The organism is Ferrovibrio terrae (genome assembly GCF_007197755.1).
Taxonomy (GTDB): Bacteria; Pseudomonadota; Alphaproteobacteria; order Ferrovibrionales; family Ferrovibrionaceae; genus Ferrovibrio; species Ferrovibrio terrae.
This window is the reverse complement of the sequence record NZ_CP041636.1, coordinates 1,458,304-1,476,949: the sequence shown is the minus strand read 5'-3', so window position 1 is coordinate 1,476,949 and position 18,646 is coordinate 1,458,304. Positions and strand designations below refer to the sequence as shown.

The window sequence follows — 18,646 nt, the reverse complement described above, 5'->3', positions numbered from 1 at the left end:
CGGGCTTGTGCCTGGCCATGACACTTTTCTTTTCAATCGCGGCCACCGCACTCACTTCCGCTTGCCCGGCAGGGTGCCCATGTATTTCGAGATGATGCCGAGCATCACCTCGTCGGCGCCGCCGCCGATCGAGGCGAGCCGGCTGTCGCGATAGGCGCGGCTGATCGGCGTCTCGTTCATGAAGCCCATGCCGCCGAAATACTGCAGGCAGGAATCCGTGATCTCGCGGGCGAGACGACCGGCCTTCAGTTTGGCCATCGAGGCGAGCATGGTGACGTCTTCGCCCTTCAGCATCAGATCGGCGGCGCGATAGCTGATCGAGCGCAGCAGTTCGACCTCGGTGCGCAACTCGGCCATGCGGAAATGCACCACCTGATTGTCGAGGATCGACTGCCCGAAGGCCTTGCGCTGGCGGGTATATTCGATCGTCTCATCGATATGGCGGTCAAACGCCATCAGCGACGAGAAGGCGCACCACAGCCGCTCTTCCTGGAACTGCTGCATCTGGTAGACGAAGCCGTGGCCTTCCTGGCCGATCAGATAGCGCTGCGGGATGCGCACGTCATCCAGATAGACCTGCGCAGTATCCGAGCTGCGCATGCCCATCTTGTCGAGCTTGCGCGCGATCTGCACGCCCTTGGTCTTCATTGGCAGGCAGAGCAGCGACTTGTTCTGGTGGATCGGGCCCTCGCCGGTATTGGCGAGCAGGCACATCCAGTCGGCCTGGGTGCCATTGGTGGTCCACATCTTGCCGCCGTTGATCACATAGTCGCCGCCGTCTTTCCTGGCGGTGGTCTTGATGCCGGCGACATCCGAGCCCGCACCGACTTCCGAGACGCCGAGACAGACCACCTGGTCGCCGGCAATGGCGGGGGCGAGGAATTCCCTGCGCAGCTCGTCCGAGCCGAAACGCGACAAGGCCGGCGTGCCCATATCGGTCTGCACGCCCAGCCCCATCGGCACGCCGCCGCAGTTGATATGCCCGAGCGCCTCGATCATCACCATCTGGTAGGAGTAATCGAGGCCGAGGCCGCCATATTCCACCGGCTTATTGATGCCGAGGAAGCCTAGGTTGCCCATCTTCTTGAACAGCTCATGCGCCGGGAAGATGCCGTCGCGCTCCCATTCGTCGACATGCGGATTGATCTCCGTGTCGATGAACTTGATCAGGTTGCGGCGCAGGCCTTCATGTTCCTGGGTGAATTCCATGACGCGATCTCCTTACATGCGGGCAATGCCGAAGGCATTGGTTTTGGTTTCGCGCGTATCGGCGGTGCGACAGACAGCGAGGCAGAGACTGAGCACGCGGCGGCTGTCGCGCGGATCGATCAGCCCGTCGTCCCACAGCCGCGCGGTGGCAAAGTAGGCGGTGCTTTCGGCTTCCATCTTGGCGACGACCTTGGCCTTCATCTTCTCCAGCGCGGCCATGTCGGGCTCGACACCGGCACGGCGGAATTTCTCTTCCGCCACGATGCCCAGCACGCCGGCGGCCTGTTCCGGCCCCATCACGGCGATGCGGTTGTTCGGCCAGGCGAAGATGAAGCGCGGATCATAGGCGCGGCCGCACATGCCGTAATTGCCGGCGCCGAAGCTGGCGCCGATATGCAGCGTGAGTTTCGGCACACGCGCATTGGTGACAGCCTGGATCATCTTCGAGCCATGCTTGACGATACCGCCGCGCTCGGCCTCCTTGCCGACCATGTAGCCGGTGGTGTTCTGCAGGAAGACAAGCGGCATATCGGCCTGGTCGCAGAGCTGGATGAACTGCGCGGCCTTCACGGCACCTTCGGTGTCGATGGGGCCATTGTTGCCGATCAGGCCGACGGCCTCGCCCTCGATACTCGCCTGCACGCAGACGGTGTGCGACCCATACAGGGCCTTGAAGTCGGTCAGGTCGCTGGCATCCACCAGCCGCGCCATCACCTCGCGCACATCGTAAGGTTTTTTGTAATCCACCGGCACGATGCCGCAGAGTTCGTCGATATCGTAAGCCGGCGGCTGCCAGCTTTTCTTCTGCAACTGCGGTCCGCGCTCGTTCCACGGCAGACGTTGCAGAATCTCGCGCGCGATGCGCAGACCATCGGCATCGTCCTCGGCCATGAATTCGGCCACGCCGGAAACCGTGGTGTGCATCTCGGCGCCGCCGAGCTCTTCATCGGTGGCTATCTCGCCGGTGGCGGATTTCAGCAGCGGCGGCCCGGCCAGGAATATCTTGGCGCGGCCCTTCACCACCACGACATAGTCGCTCATGCCGGGAATATACGCGCCGCCCGCCGTGCTGGAGCCATGCACGACTGTGATCTGCGGGATGCCGGCGGCCGACATGCGCGCCTGGTTGGCGAAGCCGCGCCCGCCATCGACGAAAATCTCGGCCTGATAGTTCAGATTCGCGCCGCCGGATTCGACCAGGTTCACCACCGGCAGCTTGTTGCGATAGGCAATCTCCTGCGCGCGCAAGCTTTTACGCAGCCCCATCGGCGCAATCGTGCCGCCCTTGATGCCGCTGTCGGATGCCGTGACCATGCAGCGGATGCCGGCAATCGACCCGATACCGGCGATGAAGCCGCCACCCATGATGTTGTCGCCGCCGTCGTCGTCATGCATCTGGTAGCCGGCGAGCGTCGAAATCTCCAGAAACGCCGCGCCGCGATCCAGCACATGCGCCAGGCGATCGCGTGGGCTGAGCTGGCCGCGCTTCTCGAAGACCGGACGGCGTGCATTCGAGGTATCGCGCACGCGCTGCTCCAGCGCGCGGAAACCTTCCACCAGCGCCAGCATCTCGGCGCGGTTCTGCCGATACGCGTCCGAGCCGGTGTCGATCTGCGAACGCCAGACTGTCACCGTTATTCCTCCAGCACTTTCGGCGACACGGCGCGGTGGAAACCGTCGAAGGGCTTCGGCGCGTTGCTGTGTTTGGGCAGCGGATAATGCCGGCGCGCATTGGGCACGGCGGCATCCACACGCAGAGTCGTTCCGCTCACGAAAGATGCCGCCGGCGACAGCAGGAAGACGATGGCAGCCGAGACTTCGGCCTCGTTGCCCAGCCGCTGCATCGGCACATGATTGCGCATGTCGCGGATCAGCGGCTTCATCCAGTCAGGATAGGTGTCCATGCCGGACGACGCGATCCAGCCCGGCGCCACGGCATTCACCCGCACACCCGACACGCCCCATTCCGTGGCCGCCGTCTCGGTGAAATTCACCATGCCGGCGCGCGCCGCGCCCGAATGGCCCATATTCGGCATGCCCATCCACATATCGGCAACGATATTGACGATGCTGCCGCCATGATCGGCCATCCATTGGGTGTAGCATTCGCGCGCCACCAGGAAGCCGCCGGTGAGGTTGTTGCGCACGACGGCGTCCCAGCCCTTCTGGGAGATCTGGGCCAGCGGCGCGGGGAACTGCCCGCCGGCATTGTTGACCAGACCGTCGATGCGGCCGAACCGCGCCAAGGCCGCCTTGACGGTGTCCGCCACGCGGTCTTCCTCGCGGATATCGCAGGAGAGGCATTCGACCTCCGCACCCGGATTGTCCGATTGCAGTTCGGCTGCCACGCTCTGCAGCTTGTCGAGCTTGCGACCGACCAGCACCAGCCTGGCGCCCAGGCGACTCAGCTCATGCGCCGTGCAGCGGCCTATCCCTGAGCCGCCGCCGGTGACGATCACCACCTGGCCGGCAAACAGCGCATCGCGAAAGACCGTGCGATAGGGCATCGGACCGTTTCTCTCTCCCTGTGCAGCACCTCTGCCGCTACGTTGTTTTTTATCGTTCAGGAACGCTACTTGACGCTAACGTAAGCGTCAATATAGGGTGCGAAAAACCCGCATGACGCATGACGTTACGTCAATTCGTCATGTTTGCCACCGCCTGCAAATACGACAAAAACCGGGAGCCCGAGATGTCGCTCGAACAGATCACCCAGCAGATGAGCCAGCGTGTGAAGCCCGGCGCGATCGACGCGACGGTGAAGTTCGATTTCGGCGATGACGGCATTGTCTTTGTCGACGGCCCAGCCGGCACCGTGACCAATGACGACAGCGACGCCGACTGCACCATCACCATCTCGATGAGCAACTTCACGGCGCTCGCCAGCGGCGACCTTGATCCGACGACGGCCTTCATGATGGGCAAGCTGAAGGTGAAGGGGAATATGGGCGTCGCGATGAAGCTGCAGTCGATCCTCGGCTGAACCGTCGCCTTTCCAAAGCCCCGGGCCCTGCGCGCCGCCGACACAGGCAGGCAGGCGCCCACCGACACGACCTTCATGATATCGCTGGCGCAGGCCGGGAACGGCCGGCTGCGCGTAAAACGGCGGATCGCCGCCCACCTTGACCGCTCTGCCGGTCGGGCCGGTACCCGTCACCCGCAGGCCGCCCAACTGACCGGGCGACCGGCGGATTTACCCACAAGTCATTGTTAGTAAAAGGGTTATCGGCCTTGGCGGGGCCGGCCCTTTCGGGTACTCTCCCGGCCCAGTCTTTCTCCCGCCCTTTCAGTTTCCGAGGATTTCATGTCGCAACCGCAACCGCTCATGCAAGGCAAGCGTGGCCTGATCATGGGCGTCGCCAACGACCGTTCGCTGGCATGGGGCATCGCCAAGGCGCTGCACGACCAGGGTGCAGAGATGGCCTTCACCTACCAGGGCGAGGCGCTGGAAAAGCGCGTGCGTCCGCTGGCCGCCACTATCGGCGCCGAACATGTGCTGGAATGCGACGTCACCAATGCCGCCTCGATCGATTCCGTGTTCGACACGCTGGGCAAGGCCTGGGGCAAGATCGACTTCCTGGTGCATGCCATCGGCTTTTCCGACAAGAACGAACTGAAGGGTCGTTACGTCGACACCAGCTTCGATAATTTCGCGCTGACCATGAATGTGAGCTGCTACAGCTTCACTGCCGTGATGCAGCGCGCCGAAAAGCTGATGACCGACGGTGGCTCGGCCCTCACGCTGACCTATTACGGCGCCGAGCGCGTGATGCCGCATTACAACGTCATGGGCGTGGCCAAGGCAGCACTTGAAGCCAGCGTGCGCTATCTCGCCGTCGATCTCGGCAAGAAGGGCATCCGCGTCAACGCCATTTCAGCCGGCCCGATCAAGACACTGGCTGCCAGCGGCATCGGCGACTTCCGCTATATCCTGAAGTGGAACGAACTGAACGCGCCGCTGCGCCGCAATGTGAGCATCGAACAGGTCGGCGGCGCCGGCCTCTATCTGCTCAGCGACCTGGGCTCCGGCGTCACCGGCGAAACCCATCATGTCGACAGCGGCTATCATGCCGTGGGCATGGTGGCGACCGACCAGTCGGCGCAGGTGGCCGAACTGCTGCTCTCGCTCGGCAAAAAGGCCGAGTAAACAGACGCCATGTCGGATAACAGCTTCGGTCGACTCTTTCGCGTCACCACCTGGGGCGAAAGCCACGGCCCGGCGCTGGGCTGCGTGATCGACGGCGCGCCGCCGCGCGTGCCGCTGACCGAAGCCGATATCCAGGACTGGATGGACAAGCGCAAGCCCGGCACCTCGCGGTTCGTGACGCAGCGCCAGGAACCCGACACGGTCAAAATCCTGTCCGGCACCTTCGAGGGCCTGACCACCGGCACGCCGATCATGCTGATGATCGAGAATGTCGACCAGCGCTCGAAGGACTACAGCGACATCAAGGACAAGTTCCGTCCCGGCCATGCCGACTTCACCTACTGGAGCAAATACGGCATCCGCGACTATCGCGGCGGCGGGCGCAGTTCTGCGCGCGAAACCGCATCGCGTGTGGCGGCCGGCGCCGTGGCGCGGCAGGTGCTGAAGACCCTGATCGGTCCGCAGGTGCAGTTGCGTGGCGCGCTGGTGCAGATCGGCGAAAAGACCATCGACGGCAGCATTTGGAACTGGGACAGCGTGACGCAGAATCCCTTCTGGTGTCCCGATCCGAAAATGGCGCTGGAATGGGAAGACTATCTCGACGGCATCCGCAAGGCGGGGTCGTCGGTCGGCGCCGTCGTGGAGCTGCGCGCCAGCGGCATTCCCGCCGGCCTCGGCGAGCCGATCTACGGCAAGCTGGATGCCGAGCTTGCTGCGGCGATGATGAGCATCAATGCCGTGAAGGGCGTGGAGATCGGCGCGGGCTTCGCCTCGGCGGCCTTAAGCGGCGAGCAGAATGCCGACGAGATGAAGCTGAACAACGGCGCGCCCGAATTCACCTCGAACCAGGCCGGCGGAATCCTCGGCGGCATTTCGACCGGCCAGGAGATCGTGGTGCGCTTCGCCGTGAAGCCGACATCTTCCATTCTCAATCCGCGCACCACGGTCGACCGCTTCGGCGCCGAGACGCAGATCATGACCAAGGGTCGCCATGACCCTTGCGTCGGCATCCGCGCGGTGCCGGTCGGCGAGGCGATGCTGGCGCTGGTTCTGGCCGACCATCTGCTGCGCCATCGCGGCCAGGTCGGCGGTTTCAAGAGCGGGTTCGATCCGCGCTGAGGCGCGACACTCTCCACTTCGCCCTGAACCCGCTGTGTTAAGCCCGGGCATGACAGTTCGTGCGATGTCGACGCCTGTCAGCGGGATGTGACGAAGCGTTCTAGTTTGCCGAGCGTCTGCAGCCCCAGTTCCACGGCACCGAAGCCCTTCGCCGCCTGGAATTCGTCAGCCGTGTTGAACACCATGCCCAGCGTCACCTTTGTGGCGCCGCCCTGATCCTCGAACAAGGCCCAGGCATCGGCATGTTTCGGCCCGTTCTCACCCCAATGCAGCGTGTAGGCGAGTCGTTCTTCGGCGTGCACCTCGCCGTAACGATGGTGGTTCGGATAGACCGTGCCATCCGGCCCGATCATGTCGAAGACCCATTCGCCACCGGCGCGCAGATCGATCCGCGTTGTCCGGCAGGAATATCCGTCCGGCCCCCACCATTGCGGCAGCGTCTCGGGGTTCATCCACGCGCCCCAGACGAGGCGCCGCGGCGCCTTGATCACGCGCTCCAGCACCATGGTGCGTTCAGCAGCATTTGCCAGATTGTCCAGCCCGGCGCCAAAACCCTGCCGGTATCCCGTCTCCATATTCTCCGCCAGCGAGGACAGCTGCACCGTCACGACCAGCCGGCTGCGCTGGTCCGTACCTGAGACTTCCGCCGTCACCAGCGCAACCGATTGCGTCACGTCCTCGCATGACACCACTTCGTAATTCACGCTGCGCAGCATGGGCTGCAAGTCGAGCCAGCCAACCTCGCAGCGGATATCCGGCTGCCCCTCGACCTTGCAGAGCGAGACCTCGCGCCCGCCCACCCTGGTGTCGGCTTCCAGAAACTCCACGGTGACCGCGGGCGTGGGCGCAGCCCAGACCTTGCGCGCGGCCGGGGCGGTCCAGGCCTGCCACAGCACCGAGACCGGCGCGGCGATGTCGCGCGCGAAGGTCAGAGTTGCAAAGCGATTTGCCGGGTCATTTGCTGTCCGAGTCATTCCTTTTGCGCCTTCATCACGTTCATCACAAATGCATCCAGCCGGTCGAGTCGGGCTTCCCAGATCGCCCGCTGGTCCTCCAGCCATGTCCGCATCGGGTCCAGCGCTTCCGGAACGAGGGCGCAGGTCCGTGTCCGCCCCTCCTTGGAGGTCGAGATCAACCCCGCCTCCTCCAGCACGGACAGGTGCCGCATCACCGTGGGCAGGCGCAGTCCCGTGGGCCCGGCCAGATCGGTGACGCGCGCAGGCTCGTCCGCAAGCCGGGTCAGGATCGAGCGGCGGGTCGGATCGGCGAGCGCGTGGAAGAGGAGCGAGAGATCAGGATCATGCTTAGCCATACGGCTAACTATAGCCGGTTTCGACGACGCCGCAAGCGAAACTTCGCCAAGTGGCTAAGTTTTTGCCGATGAACCAGGGTGCTTCCGCCGTCACCCCGGGCTTGACCCGGGGTCCCATTTTCGCCTTCACAGGGGTAATGGGTTCCCGGCCCAAAGGCCGGGCGACGTCGTGGTCACTGCATCAGCGGCGACGCGAGGTCGGCCATCGCGTGGCACGACATCTCGCAGCGGCGGCAGGCCTCGGCGCAGATCGCGCAATGCTCATGCATGTCGGCATGGCTCTCGCATTCTTCCGCGCAGACGCGGCAGGCCTCGGCACAGGCGGCCAGCAGCACGCGCAGTGTGGTGATGTTGCTGCCGGTGCGGCGCGTTGCGACTTTCGCCACCGTGTCGCAGATATCGGCGCAGTCGAGATCGAGCCGGATGCACTGCTTGAGGTGATGCGCCTCGTCTTCGGCCAGACAGGCATCGGCGCAGGCGATGCAGGTTTGCGCGCAGTCGAAGCAGGCCTCGATGCAATCGATCAGTACCTGGTCGGCCTGGATGTCGCCATCCACGTCTGGATGGGTCTGGATCATCATCTGAGTATGCATGGCCCCTCTCCACATTTGCGACTGCCGCTGAAACCCCTGATCCCAACTCTTTGTTCCGGCCAGACTTGGCCCTAGTCTGCTGTCAGATCAGGAGGACCGATCCATGGCCAAGCCGAAGCAGAAAACCGCCAAACCCGCCGCCGCGAAAAAGGCATCGAAGACGCATGCCCAAAAAGCGCATGCCCTGAAGATTCCGGTGCCGGCGCGCGACAAGCTGGATCCGGCGACGCAGGCCTATTTCGCCAAATGCGACGAGAAGATCGGCTTCGTGCCCAACGTGCTGCTGAGCTACAGCTTCGACGCGAAGAAGCTGCGCGGCTTCACCGACATGTACAACGAGCTGATGCTGGGCGAGAGCGGCCTGAGCAAACTCGAACGCGAAATGATCGCGGTGGCGGTCAGCAGCATCAACCACTGCTTCTACTGCCTGACCGCGCATGGCGCGGCGGTGCGCCAGCTGTCGGGCGATCCGAAGCTGGGCGAGCAGATGGTGATGAACTACCGCGTCGCCGATCTGACGCCGAAGATGCGCGCCGCGCTGGACTTCGCCGCCAAGCTGACCGAGCGCCCGGACAAGATCGTGGAATCGGATCGCGAGACGTTGCGCAAGGCGGGCTGGAGCGACAAGGACATCTGGGACATCGCGTCAACAGCCAGCTTCTTCAACATGAGCAACCGCATGGCCGCCGCCATCGAGATGAATCCGAACGACGAGTATCACGGCGCGTTCCGGTGAGGCCTGCATCCGGTCATTCTAAATGCCGGCCACTCTCCATACAGGTACGTCATCCTCGGGCTTGACCCGAGGATCTCTCACAGTTCTGGCTGAGATGCTCGGGTCGAGCCCGACCATGACGAGTCTTGTATGAGTGCCTCGCCACGTCATAGTTTCGCCACGGCATGATGGTCTGACGCCTGACCATGCCCCATCTTCTCTCTTCCCTCTTCACCCGCCTCGGCAAGTTTGAACTGCCGCTGCTGGTGCTGCCCGGCCTCGCCGCCGCAGCATTGTGGGGCTTCGTCGCGCTGGTGGATGAAGTGCTGGAGGGGGAGGTCCATGACATCGACAGCCGCCTGCTGTTCGCCTTGCGCAATCCGCAGGATGCCTCCGATCCGCTCGGGCCGCGCTGGTTCGAGGAACTGATGCGCGACATCACCGCCTTCGGCGGCACCGGGCCGCTCACCTTCATCACACTGGCCGGCATGATCTACCTGCTGCTGCGCCGGCGGCTGCGGACGGCACTCTTTCTCTTCGCCGCCATCAGTGGCGGCCAGCTGCTGTCATCGCTGCTGAAACTCGGTTTCGACCGGCCGCGACCCGACCTGGTGCCACATGGCATGACGGTCTATTCCGCCAGCTTCCCGAGCGGCCATGCGATGATGACCGCCATCGTCTATCTCACGCTCGCAGCCCTGCTGGCGCGCAGTGAAAGCCGGCACCGGCTGAAAGCCTTCCTGCTGCTGCTGGCGGCGTCCGTGACGCTGATGGTGGGCCTCAGCCGCGTCTATCTCGGCGTCCACTGGCCCAGCGACGTGCTCGGCGGCTGGATGATCGGCAGCGCCTGGGCGGCGGTGTGCTGGACACTCGCCGTGCTGCTGCAGCGCCGCGGCGAGCTGGAAGGCGAATCGGCACCATCGCCGGACGATCAGGCCGGGGATCGGAGCTGAGACACGGGCGACAGTCCTGTAAGACACGGCCCGCTTTCAGGCGCGACCTAAGTCCAAGCACGGACACGCACTTTTTCTTGACCCTGCCCTGACGGCAGCCGAGAGTAGCATCGTGTCAGCTGCTGAAACTACCGCTGCCGTCATCGATCCGGCCCGCCTGCGCGTGCTGGTGGTCGACGACATGAAGCTGATGCGCGAGATGGCCTCGGCCATGCTGCGCGCGCAGGGCATCGGCATTGTCGAAACCTGCGACGACGGCAGCACGGCGCTCGCCGCCCTCGATCGCCTGGCAGCGGCATCGCTGTCCTGCGACCTGATGCTGCTCGATCTCAACATGCCCGGCATGGACGGCATCGAGGTGCTGCGTCATCTCGCCGATCGCGGCTATGAAGGCCAGATCGCATTGTTCAGCGCGGAGTCCGCGCGCGTGCTGCGCACTGCGGAGACGCTGGCGCGCGCGCACAATCTCAACATCCTCGGCTTCGTCGAAAAGCCGCTGACCGACGCCGCCGTCGCCGACCTGCTGCGCAAACTGAGCCTGGGCGGCGCGAAAGCCGTGATCAACACTGCCGAACCCTTGAGCGAAGCGGAGTTGCTCGATGGCATTCGTCTGGGCCAGATCGAGATCATGGTGCAGCCGAAAGTGTCGATGCAGACGCGCCAGCCGATCGGCGTCGAAGCACTGGCCCGCTGGCGTCATCCGCAGCGCGGCGTGATCGGCGCCGGGCAGTTCATTCCGCTTGCCGAGAATGGCGCCGCCGCCGAGCCGCTGTTCGAGGCGATCCTGGGGCTGGCACTGCGCGCCGCCGGTTTGTGGCGCGCTGAAGGTCTGCACCTGCAGATGGCGGTGAATCTTTCCACCGCGAATCTGACACGGCTCGATCTGCCGCAGCGCATTGCAGCAGCGGTGAGCGAACACGGCCTGACGCCCGCCGACCTCGTGCTGGAAGTGACCGAGAGCCGGCTGATCGAAGACCAGACCGCGGCGCTCGAGGTGCTGACGCGACTCAAGCTGAAAGGCTTCAACCTCGCCATCGACGATTTCGGCACCGGCTATTCCTCGCTCGAACAGCTGCAGCGGTTTCCCTTCGAGGAAATGAAAATCGATCGCCAGTTCGTCGGCATGGCCGTCACGGACCAGGCGGCGCGCGCCATCGTCAGCTCATCCGTGCGACTGGCGCGCAAGCTCGGCATGACCACGGTGGCCGAGGGCATCGAGAACCAGCCCGACTGGGACTGCGCCGCCGCCCTGGGCTGCGACATCGCGCAGGGCTATTTCATCTCCGCACCGATCAAGCCCGAGAGCCTGCCAGGCTGGATCGCCGCCTGGCTCAGCCGGCGTGTCTGACCGGCCGGGTTTAATCACATAAAAACTTCACACGATCCGGCCGTTAGCGCAGCTGACTGTGGAATCGGCATTGCCTAAAAAATGCCTGGAAAAACGGCTGCCTGTGTTCCGGGCGCAACACTCTGATCTTATTCGCACTTGCACAATAGAATGTGAGCAAACAATCTGTCGCAGACTCCGGGAATTTGAATCAGAAAATTACACAAGTCATTGAAATCACTGGTGCGACAATCTGGCCCAAAATTCCTCTTGCGCTGCACACGTCGTTTCTTTAGATTGTGCGTTGCAACAGGCCTCCGGGTTTGTTGTATGCCCTTCTCGGGCGTTTCCTCCCTAGACTTGGGCCGCATTTCGATGCGGCCCCTTTTTTTGCCCGCACGCCAGGGCAGCCCTGTCATACAAGAACGTTTTTGAGGCTGCCTCACAGAAGGCAATGGCATCGTCGCGGCGATGTATACGCTGAACGACCTAAGAGTCGTGCGCGCCGTCGGTGATCGTCACCTGCTGTGCCAGCACCTTGTCGATGCGGCGACCGTCCATGTCGATCACCTCGAAACGCCAGCCGTTCCATTCGACATAGTCGCCGGTCTCGGGCAGGCGGCCGAAGCGCGCGAGCATGAAGCCGGCCACCGTGTGGTAGTCGTCTTCCTGCGCCGGCAGCGTGATGCCGAGCTGTGCGGCGAATGCGTCGCGCGCCAGCAGGCCATCGAGCAGCCAGGAGCCGTCCTCGCGCTGAACCGCGCCGGGCACATCCTCGCCATCGGGCAAGGCGAAATTGCCGGCGATGCTTTCGAGAATGTCGTTCGCCGTCACCACGCCTTCGAGGCTGCCGAATTCATCGACGACAAACGCCATGCCGGCGGGCGACTTCTGCAGCAGCGAGAGTGCCTCGAGCAGATCGGCGCTTTCATGCAATGCAGGCACCGGACGCACGAAGCTGGCGATGCCGGCCTGCGCCAGGCCATCGCGGCCGCTGTCGAGCAGCAGGTTCAGCACATCCTTCACGCTGACGCTGCCGAGCGGTTCGTCGATCGAGCCGCGCGCGGCGGGCAGCAGCAGATGCGTGGTCTCACGCAGACGCATGAGCTGTTCTTCATGCGGCAGCGACAGGTCGAGCCAGTCGAGATCGTGGCGCGGCGTCATCACGCTGCGCACCGGGCGGTCGCCCAGCCGCAGCACGGCGGCGATCATCAGGCGTTCGGCGGGCTCGACGGTGCCGGCGCTTTCGGCTTCGGCGACGAGATGATGGATCTCTTCTTCCGTCACCGCGTCGGCATTGCCGCTGCCCGCGCCCAGCAGGCGCAGCACGGCCTGCGACGAGATATCGAGCAGCCAGACCAGCGGCCCGGCAATCTTCGCCAGCAGGTTCAGCACCGGCGCCATCGCGCTGGCGATGCCTTCGGCATTCTTTAGCGCCAGCTGCTTGGGCACCAGTTCGCCGATGATCAGCGACAGATAGGTGACGATGCTGACGACGATAGCGAAAGAGATCGGTTCGGCGAGCGTGCGCTCGAAACTGAAGGTGAGCATCATCCAGCCGGTGAGGCGTTCGGCCAGCGTGGCGCCCGAATAGGCGCCGGCGAAAATACCGACCAGCGTAATGCCGATCTGCACCGCCGACAGGAAGCGGCCCGGTTCCGTGGCCAGCGTGAGCGCCAGCCGTGCGCCGCGCCAGCTGCGGCCCTTCTTGCGCACCATGGCTTCGAGACGCGCCTTGCGCGCCGACACGACCGCCAGCTCCGACATGGCGAGCACGCCATTGAGCAGGATCAGGGCGACGATCAGCAGCAGTTCAATGGCGAGGGACATGCAGTCCTCGCACATATTGAACACCGGAGGCGAAAGAGGCCGGCAATCTCGGGGGATTTTCGGGAGCGGCATCCGCGGAGTCGCGGGTGCCGCTGGCGGGCGTGGCGCCCAGGCTAGGTCGGTCTGGCATAGCGGCGGCACTATAAGGCAGGGGCCGGCCCCGTGGCTAGGGCCGGCCCCGCTTATGCTTGTATGCCTATGAATTCACACAGGGATTATGCGTTGGCATCGAAGGCGGCCGGCGCGGTCTTCTTCGGCCGCATGCTCGGCTTGCGCTTGGCCGGCGCCGGCTTGTCGAGACCGAGCAGTTCCGCGCGCCGTTTGACATTCTCGGCGTCGAGCTCGGCCTGGTCCGGCGCGGGTTCACCGGCTTCGCGGGCCATGCGCAGCTTGCGCAGATGTTCCATCTTCGCCGCCGTGGCCTTGCGGCGCTCGGCTTCAGCCTTCTCCGAGGCTTCGGCGTCACGCTCGCGCTGCGCGGTTTTCTGAAAACGCTGTTCGGCCCGGGCGCGGGCATCAGCGGATGTAATCGTTCGTGCCGTCATGGCGTATGGCCTCCAGTCAAACTGCACCTGATCCATGCATGGCGAACCATGCAGTGAGGTGCTCATCGGAGAAAACGGCGCGAAGACAAGGCTTGAATCCGCATCGAACATGGAAATGCGGTGAAACGCGCCGGGAAGGACTGTGCAAAACCGGCAACCAGTGGATGCCGAAATGTCAGACACAGGTTTGGACGTAGAAGTGCTCAACACTTCTTACAGCGCAGCTTCGCTGGCCGCGCAGTCAACTTACGTCACATAATTATATGGTGTGTACCCGCACGATTACAAGACTTGTGCGACCAGCCATCAGGCCTGCTCGGCCGCAGTTTTGGCAGCCATAACACCGGCTTTGCGGGCATCGCGGGCAAGGCGCAGATTGCGCAGTTCCGTCACGCGTTCAGCTTCGGCGGCACGCACGTCCTCGGCGTCACGCGCGGCATCCACCGACGCCTGGTGACGCTGCTGCATGGTTTCCTGGCGCAGTTCGGCGCGATGGCGGTCGAGTTCCGCCTGTTGTCTGCGGGCTGTCATGAAAAGCGGCTCCTATTGCGCTGTGGCCTGAGCCGGGGCGGTGTGATGCGCATAGTATAGCAGATTTCGGCCCGATCTGGTGGGAATTCGCCCTCGCGCGCGGCGGCAAAGCGCCGCATCGCGCGTCCGGACGGCAGAATCAGGGCCTGGCGAGCATCTCGCTGCAGGCCATCGCCACGCCGGACTCCGCCTCCTGGCGGCCAGGCATGACGGCAAATTTCTCGGCCAGGCTGCGACGCGCGCCCCAGTCGAGCGTCGATGCATTGGGCGTGTCGCTGCGCGCCATCGCGTCGCAGACCATCGCCTGCTGCCGGACGGCAACAGCGTGGTTCTCGCGATTGGCGGCGCCGGAAGTGACCTGCCAGCCCATGTAGTTCGAGATCAGCGGACCGGCGACGAGGCCGAGCGCGAGAACCAGCGCGAATGGCTTCAGCACACCCCACTGGTAGGCGAGGCGATCCTGCCAACTGGTTTTTCGGTCGAGCATGGTGGTCATGACTGACTCCTTTGCCGCAGGTTCGCGGCGGATAAAAATGGCACCGGCGGGGTCGTGAGCGCGACGCTAGGCTGCCATCGCGGGCGCCATGCCGGCGGACGAGACTGTCGCAAAGCCGCGCCATTGCTGGAGAAACGTCGCCGCGGTATGGCCGGCGCTGCGCAGAACAGCCTCCATGACCTCATCGGCCAGAAGGACATGTAGCGGCAGATCGCCGACCATGCCGCCGTCGGTCCAGTGACGGACCGACGAGGGCAGGACGGAGACGACATGCGTTGCTGAAACGGCATCTCGCATCCTGCGCCTGTTAGGACTGGGCGACGGGCTTGGCGGCAGCGTCCGGCTGCTTCTGCGGCTCGGCCTGGGCCTGCTGCTGCGATTGGACCGCCGGCTTGTCGGGGCCCTGCTGCAGCGCGGGCTGCGGCTGGGTCGCTGCCTTGTCGGCGGCAATGCCGTCAGCGACCTTCTGGTCGAGCGCGGCGAAAGAATTCTGCTTCTGGGGAGTCTGGGTCTGGGTCTGCGTCATGAAAATCACGCTTTCTGATGGGCAGGAATATGCCCAGCGCGACCATACGCTTTATTTGGGATTTAGCCAGAAATTAAATAAAAACAATGCCTTATTCAAGAAGTAATTGCCCGTTTTACTATGTAATGCGCTGTAATCGCTGGTAACTATATTTACGAATACTTGAAATACGCACACTTATTATTTACAGACCCGCGCCAATCGTGGATTTTTGCAACGAAGCGACACCGCAGATCAGCGTCCCAGCACGCCGTCGCGCAACTCTTCCAGCGCGGCGCGGCTGAACGGCGGGCGTTCCGCCAGCGGCGTCAGCGGTGCGGTGATGCGACCCTGCGCATCGGTGCGGAAGCGCAGGCCCCAGAAGCCCAGCACGCTTTCGCCCGGCAGGCCGTAACGATAGTCACGCGCCTCGAAGATGAAGCCGCCGGAGTCCTGCGGCAGCTGGCGCCAGTGCAGCCGGCCATCGGCGAACCAGCGGAACACGCGGGCTTCGTAGGTCGACTGGATCGCATCGAGCGCCGGCGTCTGCCCGGGGCCGTTCTCGCTGCGCGGAATGCGCGTCCATTCGATCGGCGCATCGCGAAACGGCGAGGCGAAACCGACCAGGATTTCATCGGGCAGATCGGCCACGATGCGTCGCCACCAGATCTGGAAGATCACCGGATAGGCATCGACACGCGCCGCCGCCGCAGCGGCCGGATGACTCGCGCGCAGTTCCTCGCGCGCGCGATCCTCCATGTGACGGCCGACGCCCCAGGCCATCGTGGTGTAGAGCGCGACATACAGCAGCACCAGCTGCGCCATGCTCTGTGCCGTATCAACATGGCGGCGCGTCAGCAGCGCAAAGAGAAACACCGCCAGCAGTGGCAGCGAATACAATGGATCGATAATCGGCATCGCGTTGACGGCAAAGCGCGCCATGCTGAACGGCGCCAGCAGCTGCGTGCCATAGGAGGTGAAAAGATCGAGCAGCGGATGCGTGACGGCAGAGAGCGCGCCGAGCCACATCCATGCGCTGCGTCGACCTGCATCGTCGAGCGCGTCTTTCGGCAGGATGCGCGGACGCCGCCGCACACGGCGCTCGACCGCCCAGATGCCGGCGCCGATGACAGCGCCTGCGATCAGTGTCACCGGGAAAGAATGCGTGATGCTGCGATGATGCAGCCAGACATTGATCACCGAGGGTTCGGTGACGAGATCGGCGAGCACATCGAGATCTGGCAAGGTGGCGATCGCGCCGCCGGCAATCACCGCGCCGCGGCCGAGCTGCGCACGGAAGCCGGCTGCGGCGATCACACCGCCGAACAGAATCTGCGTGACGCTATCCATTCTTACGTCTTTCGGAAAATTACAGCTTGCGGAATATAACAGTGAGATTGTTGGCCGGCATCTCGACGATACGTTCCAGCACGAAACCAGTTCGTTGCGCCAGCGGCAGAACGTCAGTGTCGAGGCAGCGCACGCCCCAGTCTGCGTTGCGGCTTTGCAGGCTGTCGTCGAAGGCAGCATTGGACGGCGCTGTATGTGCGCCGTTGCGACGGAACGGACCATAGAGAATGAACGGCGCGTTCTTCGTCAGGATGATCGCAGCACCATGGAACAACCCCTCGGCGGCTGCCCAGGGCGCGATATGGATCATGTTGCAGCAGAGCAGCGCCGCGATGCCGGCCTGCACCGGCCAGGACGGCTGCGTCACATCCAGCTGCACCGCCGGCAGGATGTTGCCGGAGCCCCCATTTGCGATCCTGCTGTCACCGGCATAGGCGTCGATGGACGGCAGGTTCTCCGCCTCATAATCGCTCGGCTGCCAGACCAGCGGTGTGAGCTGCGGCGCCATGAAGGCGGCATGCTCGCCGCTGCCGCTGGCGATCTCGAGCAGAACACCCTGCCGCGGCAGGGTCTCCTGCAGCACCGCAAGGATGGCATCGCGGTTGCGCAGGGTGGCCGGCATATGGCGGCGCGGATCGGGTCTGGGAGTGTCGGGGGTCGCTGTCATGGGTCACAAACTAAGACTGAGGGGTGACAAAGGAAACCGCCCCCCGTGTCATCCCCAACCTTGACCAACATCCGTGTCATGCCCGGGCATGACAAAGAGGGGCAATGGACAGAGCCAACGTTACCGCCATCACACAATCGCTCGCCGGCTCACAAGGCGATTGACGGCGGCGATCCGCTTCGCTTTAATCGCCGCCATGATCCACGCGGCCAACTATTATTATTGGTTTATCTCCTCCCATACGGGCGGCGCGCAGGGTTTTGTCTGAACCATTGCAGCCGCCGAGGTCGGCGGCTTGCGGTTCTTGACTCAGGGTCTCCGACCCGACGGCTTCAGGAAAGCCATCAAACTGGAGACCATCATGACTACCGAAACCACTATTCTCGCTGATCTGCCGCAGGTATCGCTGCAGAAATCCCATCTCGCCGAAGGCGTCTCGCTGGCGGAGCTGCTCGTCCTGGCCGGCCTGGCCACGAACCGCGATGCCGCGCGCACGCTGATCGCGCGCGGCGAAACCCTGATCGACGACCGCCAGATCGACAATGCGATGGAACGCGTGCGGCTGGCCGAAGGCGCCATCCGGCTGACCGCCGGCGCAGGCCAGGTGATGCTGCACGCGGTATAAGGCGCGGGCGTTGCCATTCACTCCAGTCGATGTCGCTCCCGCCCGGGTGCGGTGCTTACGCCTTGCCGTCGTCCGGCGAGGTTTCCACCAGCGTCTTGAGCCGGTCGAAACTGCCGGACCAGAAAGCCGCATAATGTTCGAGCCAGTTGTTGGCCGCGCGCAAGGGTGCGGCGTCCAGCTTGCACGGCCGCCACTGCGCCTCGCGGCCCCGCGTGATCAGGCCCGCGCGTTCCAGCACCTTCAGATGTTTCGAGATCGCCGGCTGGCTCATCGCGAACGGCGCGGCCAGTTCGCCGACCGAGGCATCGCCCTGGCTCAAGCGCGCCAGGATCGCGCGCCGGGTCGGATCGGCCAGGGCGGCAAAGGTGGTGCTGAGCGGATCGGCCCTGGTGACGGCGGCAGGCATGGCGGCACTCTCCCCTTTTCCATCCGGTTAATTAACCTATGAGTTAAGCATAAGCCGCAACAGTCCATCGTCAAGCGAGGGCTCGGAAACCGCCGCATTCGACCTATATGTTCGTATATTGTTCTCAAAATACGAGCGTGCATACTCCCGCATTCAGCCCTCCGAACCGCTACGAACCCGCGCGAAGCGCCACGAACCCGTACGAACGCCAGCGAACACGTACGAACAGCCACGAACCAAAACGAAGCAAAACGAGTCGAAAGCGATGCACTGATCCGCCCCCGGCGCTTTACCTCGCACCGCCGCAATCGTTAGG

General features: G+C 63.8%; 22 protein-coding genes. 7 read left to right on the top strand and 15 right to left on the bottom strand.

Annotation, left to right across the window (positions count from 1 at the left end):
- Positions 1–51 precede the first annotated feature (51 nt).
- The 3 genes from FNB15_RS07230 to FNB15_RS07220 are packed head-to-tail and all read right to left on the bottom strand — an operon-like array spanning position 52 to position 3,716.
- Complete coding sequence (locus FNB15_RS07230; RefSeq protein WP_144068060.1) at positions 52–1,209, bottom strand: acyl-CoA dehydrogenase family protein; 1,158 nt, start codon at positions 1,207–1,209, stop codon at positions 52–54.
- A 12-nt stretch (positions 1,210–1,221) separates the two neighbouring features.
- A complete protein-coding gene (locus tag FNB15_RS07225) occupies positions 1,222–2,841 on the bottom strand; it encodes an acyl-CoA carboxylase subunit beta (RefSeq protein ID WP_144068059.1) in 1,620 nt (539 codons plus the stop codon).
- Between the two features lie 2 nt (positions 2,842–2,843).
- Positions 2,844–3,716: an SDR family oxidoreductase gene (locus FNB15_RS07220; protein ID WP_144068058.1), complete on the bottom strand. Its 873-nt coding sequence runs from the start codon at positions 3,714–3,716 to the stop codon at positions 2,844–2,846.
- A 119-nt stretch (positions 3,717–3,835) separates the two neighbouring features.
- Here FNB15_RS07220 and FNB15_RS07215 point away from each other — a divergent pair, with 119 nt between their 5' ends.
- The 3 genes from FNB15_RS07215 to aroC all read left to right on the top strand — a co-directional run bounded on the left by FNB15_RS07215 (position 3,836) and on the right by aroC (position 6,475).
- Positions 3,836–4,192: an SCP2 sterol-binding domain-containing protein gene (locus FNB15_RS07215; RefSeq protein WP_246068815.1), complete on the top strand. Its 357-nt coding sequence runs from the start codon at positions 3,836–3,838 to the stop codon at positions 4,190–4,192.
- A 321-nt stretch (positions 4,193–4,513) separates the two neighbouring features.
- Positions 4,514–5,356: an enoyl-ACP reductase FabI gene (gene fabI / locus FNB15_RS07210; protein WP_144068057.1), complete on the top strand. Its 843-nt coding sequence runs from the start codon at positions 4,514–4,516 to the stop codon at positions 5,354–5,356.
- A gap of 9 nt (positions 5,357–5,365) precedes the next feature.
- The gene (gene aroC / locus FNB15_RS07205; protein ID WP_144068056.1) at positions 5,366–6,475 is read left to right on the top strand and encodes a chorismate synthase; all 1,110 of its coding nucleotides are present in this window, start codon (positions 5,366–5,368) and stop codon (positions 6,473–6,475) included.
- Between the two features lie 77 nt (positions 6,476–6,552).
- On the opposite strand, the gene FNB15_RS07200 is transcribed toward aroC, so the two are convergent.
- From FNB15_RS07200 to FNB15_RS07190, 3 genes are all read right to left on the bottom strand, one after another.
- A complete protein-coding gene (locus FNB15_RS07200; protein ID WP_144068055.1) occupies positions 6,553–7,449 on the bottom strand; it encodes an SRPBCC family protein in 897 nt (298 codons plus the stop codon).
- The gene (locus tag FNB15_RS07195; RefSeq protein ID WP_144068054.1) at positions 7,446–7,787 is read right to left on the bottom strand and encodes an ArsR/SmtB family transcription factor; all 342 of its coding nucleotides are present in this window, start codon (positions 7,785–7,787) and stop codon (positions 7,446–7,448) included. The genes FNB15_RS07200 and FNB15_RS07195 overlap by 4 nt, the downstream gene beginning before the upstream one ends.
- A 173-nt stretch (positions 7,788–7,960) precedes the next feature.
- Positions 7,961–8,380 (bottom strand): four-helix bundle copper-binding protein, encoded by a 420-nt coding sequence (locus FNB15_RS07190; protein WP_144068053.1) that lies wholly within the window; start codon positions 8,378–8,380, stop codon positions 7,961–7,963.
- A 103-nt stretch (positions 8,381–8,483) separates the two neighbouring features.
- Between FNB15_RS07190 and FNB15_RS07185 the strand changes: the two genes are divergently transcribed.
- The 3 genes from FNB15_RS07185 (at position 8,484) to FNB15_RS07175 (ending at position 11,396) form a co-directional block, all read left to right on the top strand.
- Complete coding sequence (locus FNB15_RS07185; protein ID WP_144068052.1) at positions 8,484–9,116, top strand: peroxidase-related enzyme; 633 nt, start codon at positions 8,484–8,486, stop codon at positions 9,114–9,116.
- 185 nt (positions 9,117–9,301) lie between these two features.
- Positions 9,302–10,048 carry a phosphatase PAP2 family protein gene (locus FNB15_RS07180; RefSeq protein ID WP_144068051.1) on the top strand — a complete coding sequence of 249 codons (747 nt, stop codon included), beginning with the start codon at positions 9,302–9,304 and terminating at the stop codon, positions 10,046–10,048.
- Positions 10,049–10,160: 112 nt separating this feature from the next.
- On the top strand, positions 10,161–11,396 hold the full coding sequence (locus FNB15_RS07175; RefSeq protein WP_144068050.1) for an EAL domain-containing response regulator: 1,236 nt from the start codon (positions 10,161–10,163) through the stop codon (positions 11,394–11,396).
- Between the two features lie 468 nt (positions 11,397–11,864).
- Here FNB15_RS07175 and FNB15_RS07170 read toward each other — a convergent pair whose 3' ends face one another.
- The 8 genes from FNB15_RS07170 to FNB15_RS07135 form a co-directional block, all read right to left on the bottom strand.
- On the bottom strand, positions 11,865–13,205 hold the full coding sequence (locus tag FNB15_RS07170; protein WP_144068049.1) for a hemolysin family protein: 1,341 nt from the start codon (positions 13,203–13,205) through the stop codon (positions 11,865–11,867).
- A 215-nt stretch (positions 13,206–13,420) separates the two neighbouring features.
- A complete protein-coding gene (locus tag FNB15_RS07165; RefSeq protein ID WP_144068048.1) occupies positions 13,421–13,750 on the bottom strand; it encodes a hypothetical protein in 330 nt (109 codons plus the stop codon).
- A gap of 306 nt (positions 13,751–14,056) precedes the next feature.
- The gene (locus tag FNB15_RS07160; protein WP_144068047.1) at positions 14,057–14,281 is read right to left on the bottom strand and encodes a hypothetical protein; all 225 of its coding nucleotides are present in this window, start codon (positions 14,279–14,281) and stop codon (positions 14,057–14,059) included.
- A gap of 139 nt (positions 14,282–14,420) precedes the next feature.
- Positions 14,421–14,777, bottom strand: coding sequence for a hypothetical protein (locus FNB15_RS07155; protein WP_144068046.1), 357 nt, complete (start codon positions 14,775–14,777; stop codon positions 14,421–14,423).
- A gap of 66 nt (positions 14,778–14,843) precedes the next feature.
- Positions 14,844–15,074: a hypothetical protein gene (locus tag FNB15_RS07150; RefSeq protein WP_144068045.1), complete on the bottom strand. Its 231-nt coding sequence runs from the start codon at positions 15,072–15,074 to the stop codon at positions 14,844–14,846.
- Between the two features lie 10 nt (positions 15,075–15,084).
- Positions 15,085–15,303 carry a hypothetical protein gene (locus tag FNB15_RS07145; protein ID WP_144068044.1) on the bottom strand — a complete coding sequence of 73 codons (219 nt, stop codon included), beginning with the start codon at positions 15,301–15,303 and terminating at the stop codon, positions 15,085–15,087.
- A gap of 234 nt (positions 15,304–15,537) precedes the next feature.
- Entirely contained in the window at positions 15,538–16,632 is a 1,095-nt protein-coding gene (locus FNB15_RS07140) for a metal-dependent hydrolase (RefSeq protein WP_144068043.1), read from the bottom strand.
- Positions 16,633–16,651: 19 nt separating this feature from the next.
- A complete protein-coding gene (locus tag FNB15_RS07135) occupies positions 16,652–17,299 on the bottom strand; it encodes a DUF938 domain-containing protein (protein WP_144068042.1) in 648 nt (215 codons plus the stop codon).
- 361 nt (positions 17,300–17,660) lie between these two features.
- Here FNB15_RS07135 and FNB15_RS07130 point away from each other — a divergent pair, with 361 nt between their 5' ends.
- Positions 17,661–17,924, top strand: a complete 264-nt coding sequence (locus FNB15_RS07130) for a hypothetical protein (protein ID WP_144068041.1) — start codon at positions 17,661–17,663, stop codon at positions 17,922–17,924.
- Between the two features lie 55 nt (positions 17,925–17,979).
- Here FNB15_RS07130 and FNB15_RS07125 read toward each other — a convergent pair whose 3' ends face one another.
- A complete protein-coding gene (locus tag FNB15_RS07125) occupies positions 17,980–18,330 on the bottom strand; it encodes an ArsR/SmtB family transcription factor (protein WP_144068040.1) in 351 nt (116 codons plus the stop codon).
- Positions 18,331–18,646 lie beyond the last annotated feature (316 nt).

Coding starts and splice junctions, on each gene's coding strand:
- FNB15_RS07145 (WP_144068044.1), bottom strand. CDS start 15,303: ATGACGCAGACCCAGACCCAGACTCCCCAGAAGCAGAATTCTTTCGCC.
- FNB15_RS07165 (WP_144068048.1), bottom strand. CDS start 13,750: ATGACGGCACGAACGATTACATCCGCTGATGCCCGCGCCCGGGCCGAA.
- FNB15_RS07170 (WP_144068049.1), bottom strand. CDS start 13,205: ATGTCCCTCGCCATTGAACTGCTGCTGATCGTCGCCCTGATCCTGCTC.
- FNB15_RS07200 (WP_144068055.1), bottom strand. CDS start 7,449: ATGACTCGGACAGCAAATGACCCGGCAAATCGCTTTGCAACTCTGACC.
- FNB15_RS07155 (WP_144068046.1), bottom strand. CDS start 14,777: ATGACCACCATGCTCGACCGAAAAACCAGTTGGCAGGATCGCCTCGCC.
- fabI (WP_144068057.1), top strand. CDS start 4,514: ATGTCGCAACCGCAACCGCTCATGCAAGGCAAGCGTGGCCTGATCATG.
- FNB15_RS07190 (WP_144068053.1), bottom strand. CDS start 8,380: ATGCATACTCAGATGATGATCCAGACCCATCCAGACGTGGATGGCGAC.
- FNB15_RS07185 (WP_144068052.1), top strand. CDS start 8,484: ATGGCCAAGCCGAAGCAGAAAACCGCCAAACCCGCCGCCGCGAAAAAG.
- FNB15_RS07125 (WP_144068040.1), bottom strand. CDS start 18,330: ATGCCTGCCGCCGTCACCAGGGCCGATCCGCTCAGCACCACCTTTGCC.
- FNB15_RS07135 (WP_144068042.1), bottom strand. CDS start 17,299: ATGACAGCGACCCCCGACACTCCCAGACCCGATCCGCGCCGCCATATG.
- FNB15_RS07130 (WP_144068041.1), top strand. CDS start 17,661: ATGACTACCGAAACCACTATTCTCGCTGATCTGCCGCAGGTATCGCTG.
- FNB15_RS07230 (WP_144068060.1), bottom strand. CDS start 1,209: ATGGAATTCACCCAGGAACATGAAGGCCTGCGCCGCAACCTGATCAAG.
- FNB15_RS07140 (WP_144068043.1), bottom strand. CDS start 16,632: ATGGATAGCGTCACGCAGATTCTGTTCGGCGGTGTGATCGCCGCAGCC.
- FNB15_RS07160 (WP_144068047.1), bottom strand. CDS start 14,281: ATGACAGCCCGCAGACAACAGGCGGAACTCGACCGCCATCGCGCCGAA.
- FNB15_RS07220 (WP_144068058.1), bottom strand. CDS start 3,716: ATGCCCTATCGCACGGTCTTTCGCGATGCGCTGTTTGCCGGCCAGGTG.
- FNB15_RS07215 (WP_246068815.1), top strand. CDS start 3,836: ATGACGTTACGTCAATTCGTCATGTTTGCCACCGCCTGCAAATACGAC.
- FNB15_RS07150 (WP_144068045.1), bottom strand. CDS start 15,074: ATGCGAGATGCCGTTTCAGCAACGCATGTCGTCTCCGTCCTGCCCTCG.
- FNB15_RS07180 (WP_144068051.1), top strand. CDS start 9,302: ATGCCCCATCTTCTCTCTTCCCTCTTCACCCGCCTCGGCAAGTTTGAA.
- aroC (WP_144068056.1), top strand. CDS start 5,366: ATGTCGGATAACAGCTTCGGTCGACTCTTTCGCGTCACCACCTGGGGC.
- FNB15_RS07195 (WP_144068054.1), bottom strand. CDS start 7,787: ATGGCTAAGCATGATCCTGATCTCTCGCTCCTCTTCCACGCGCTCGCC.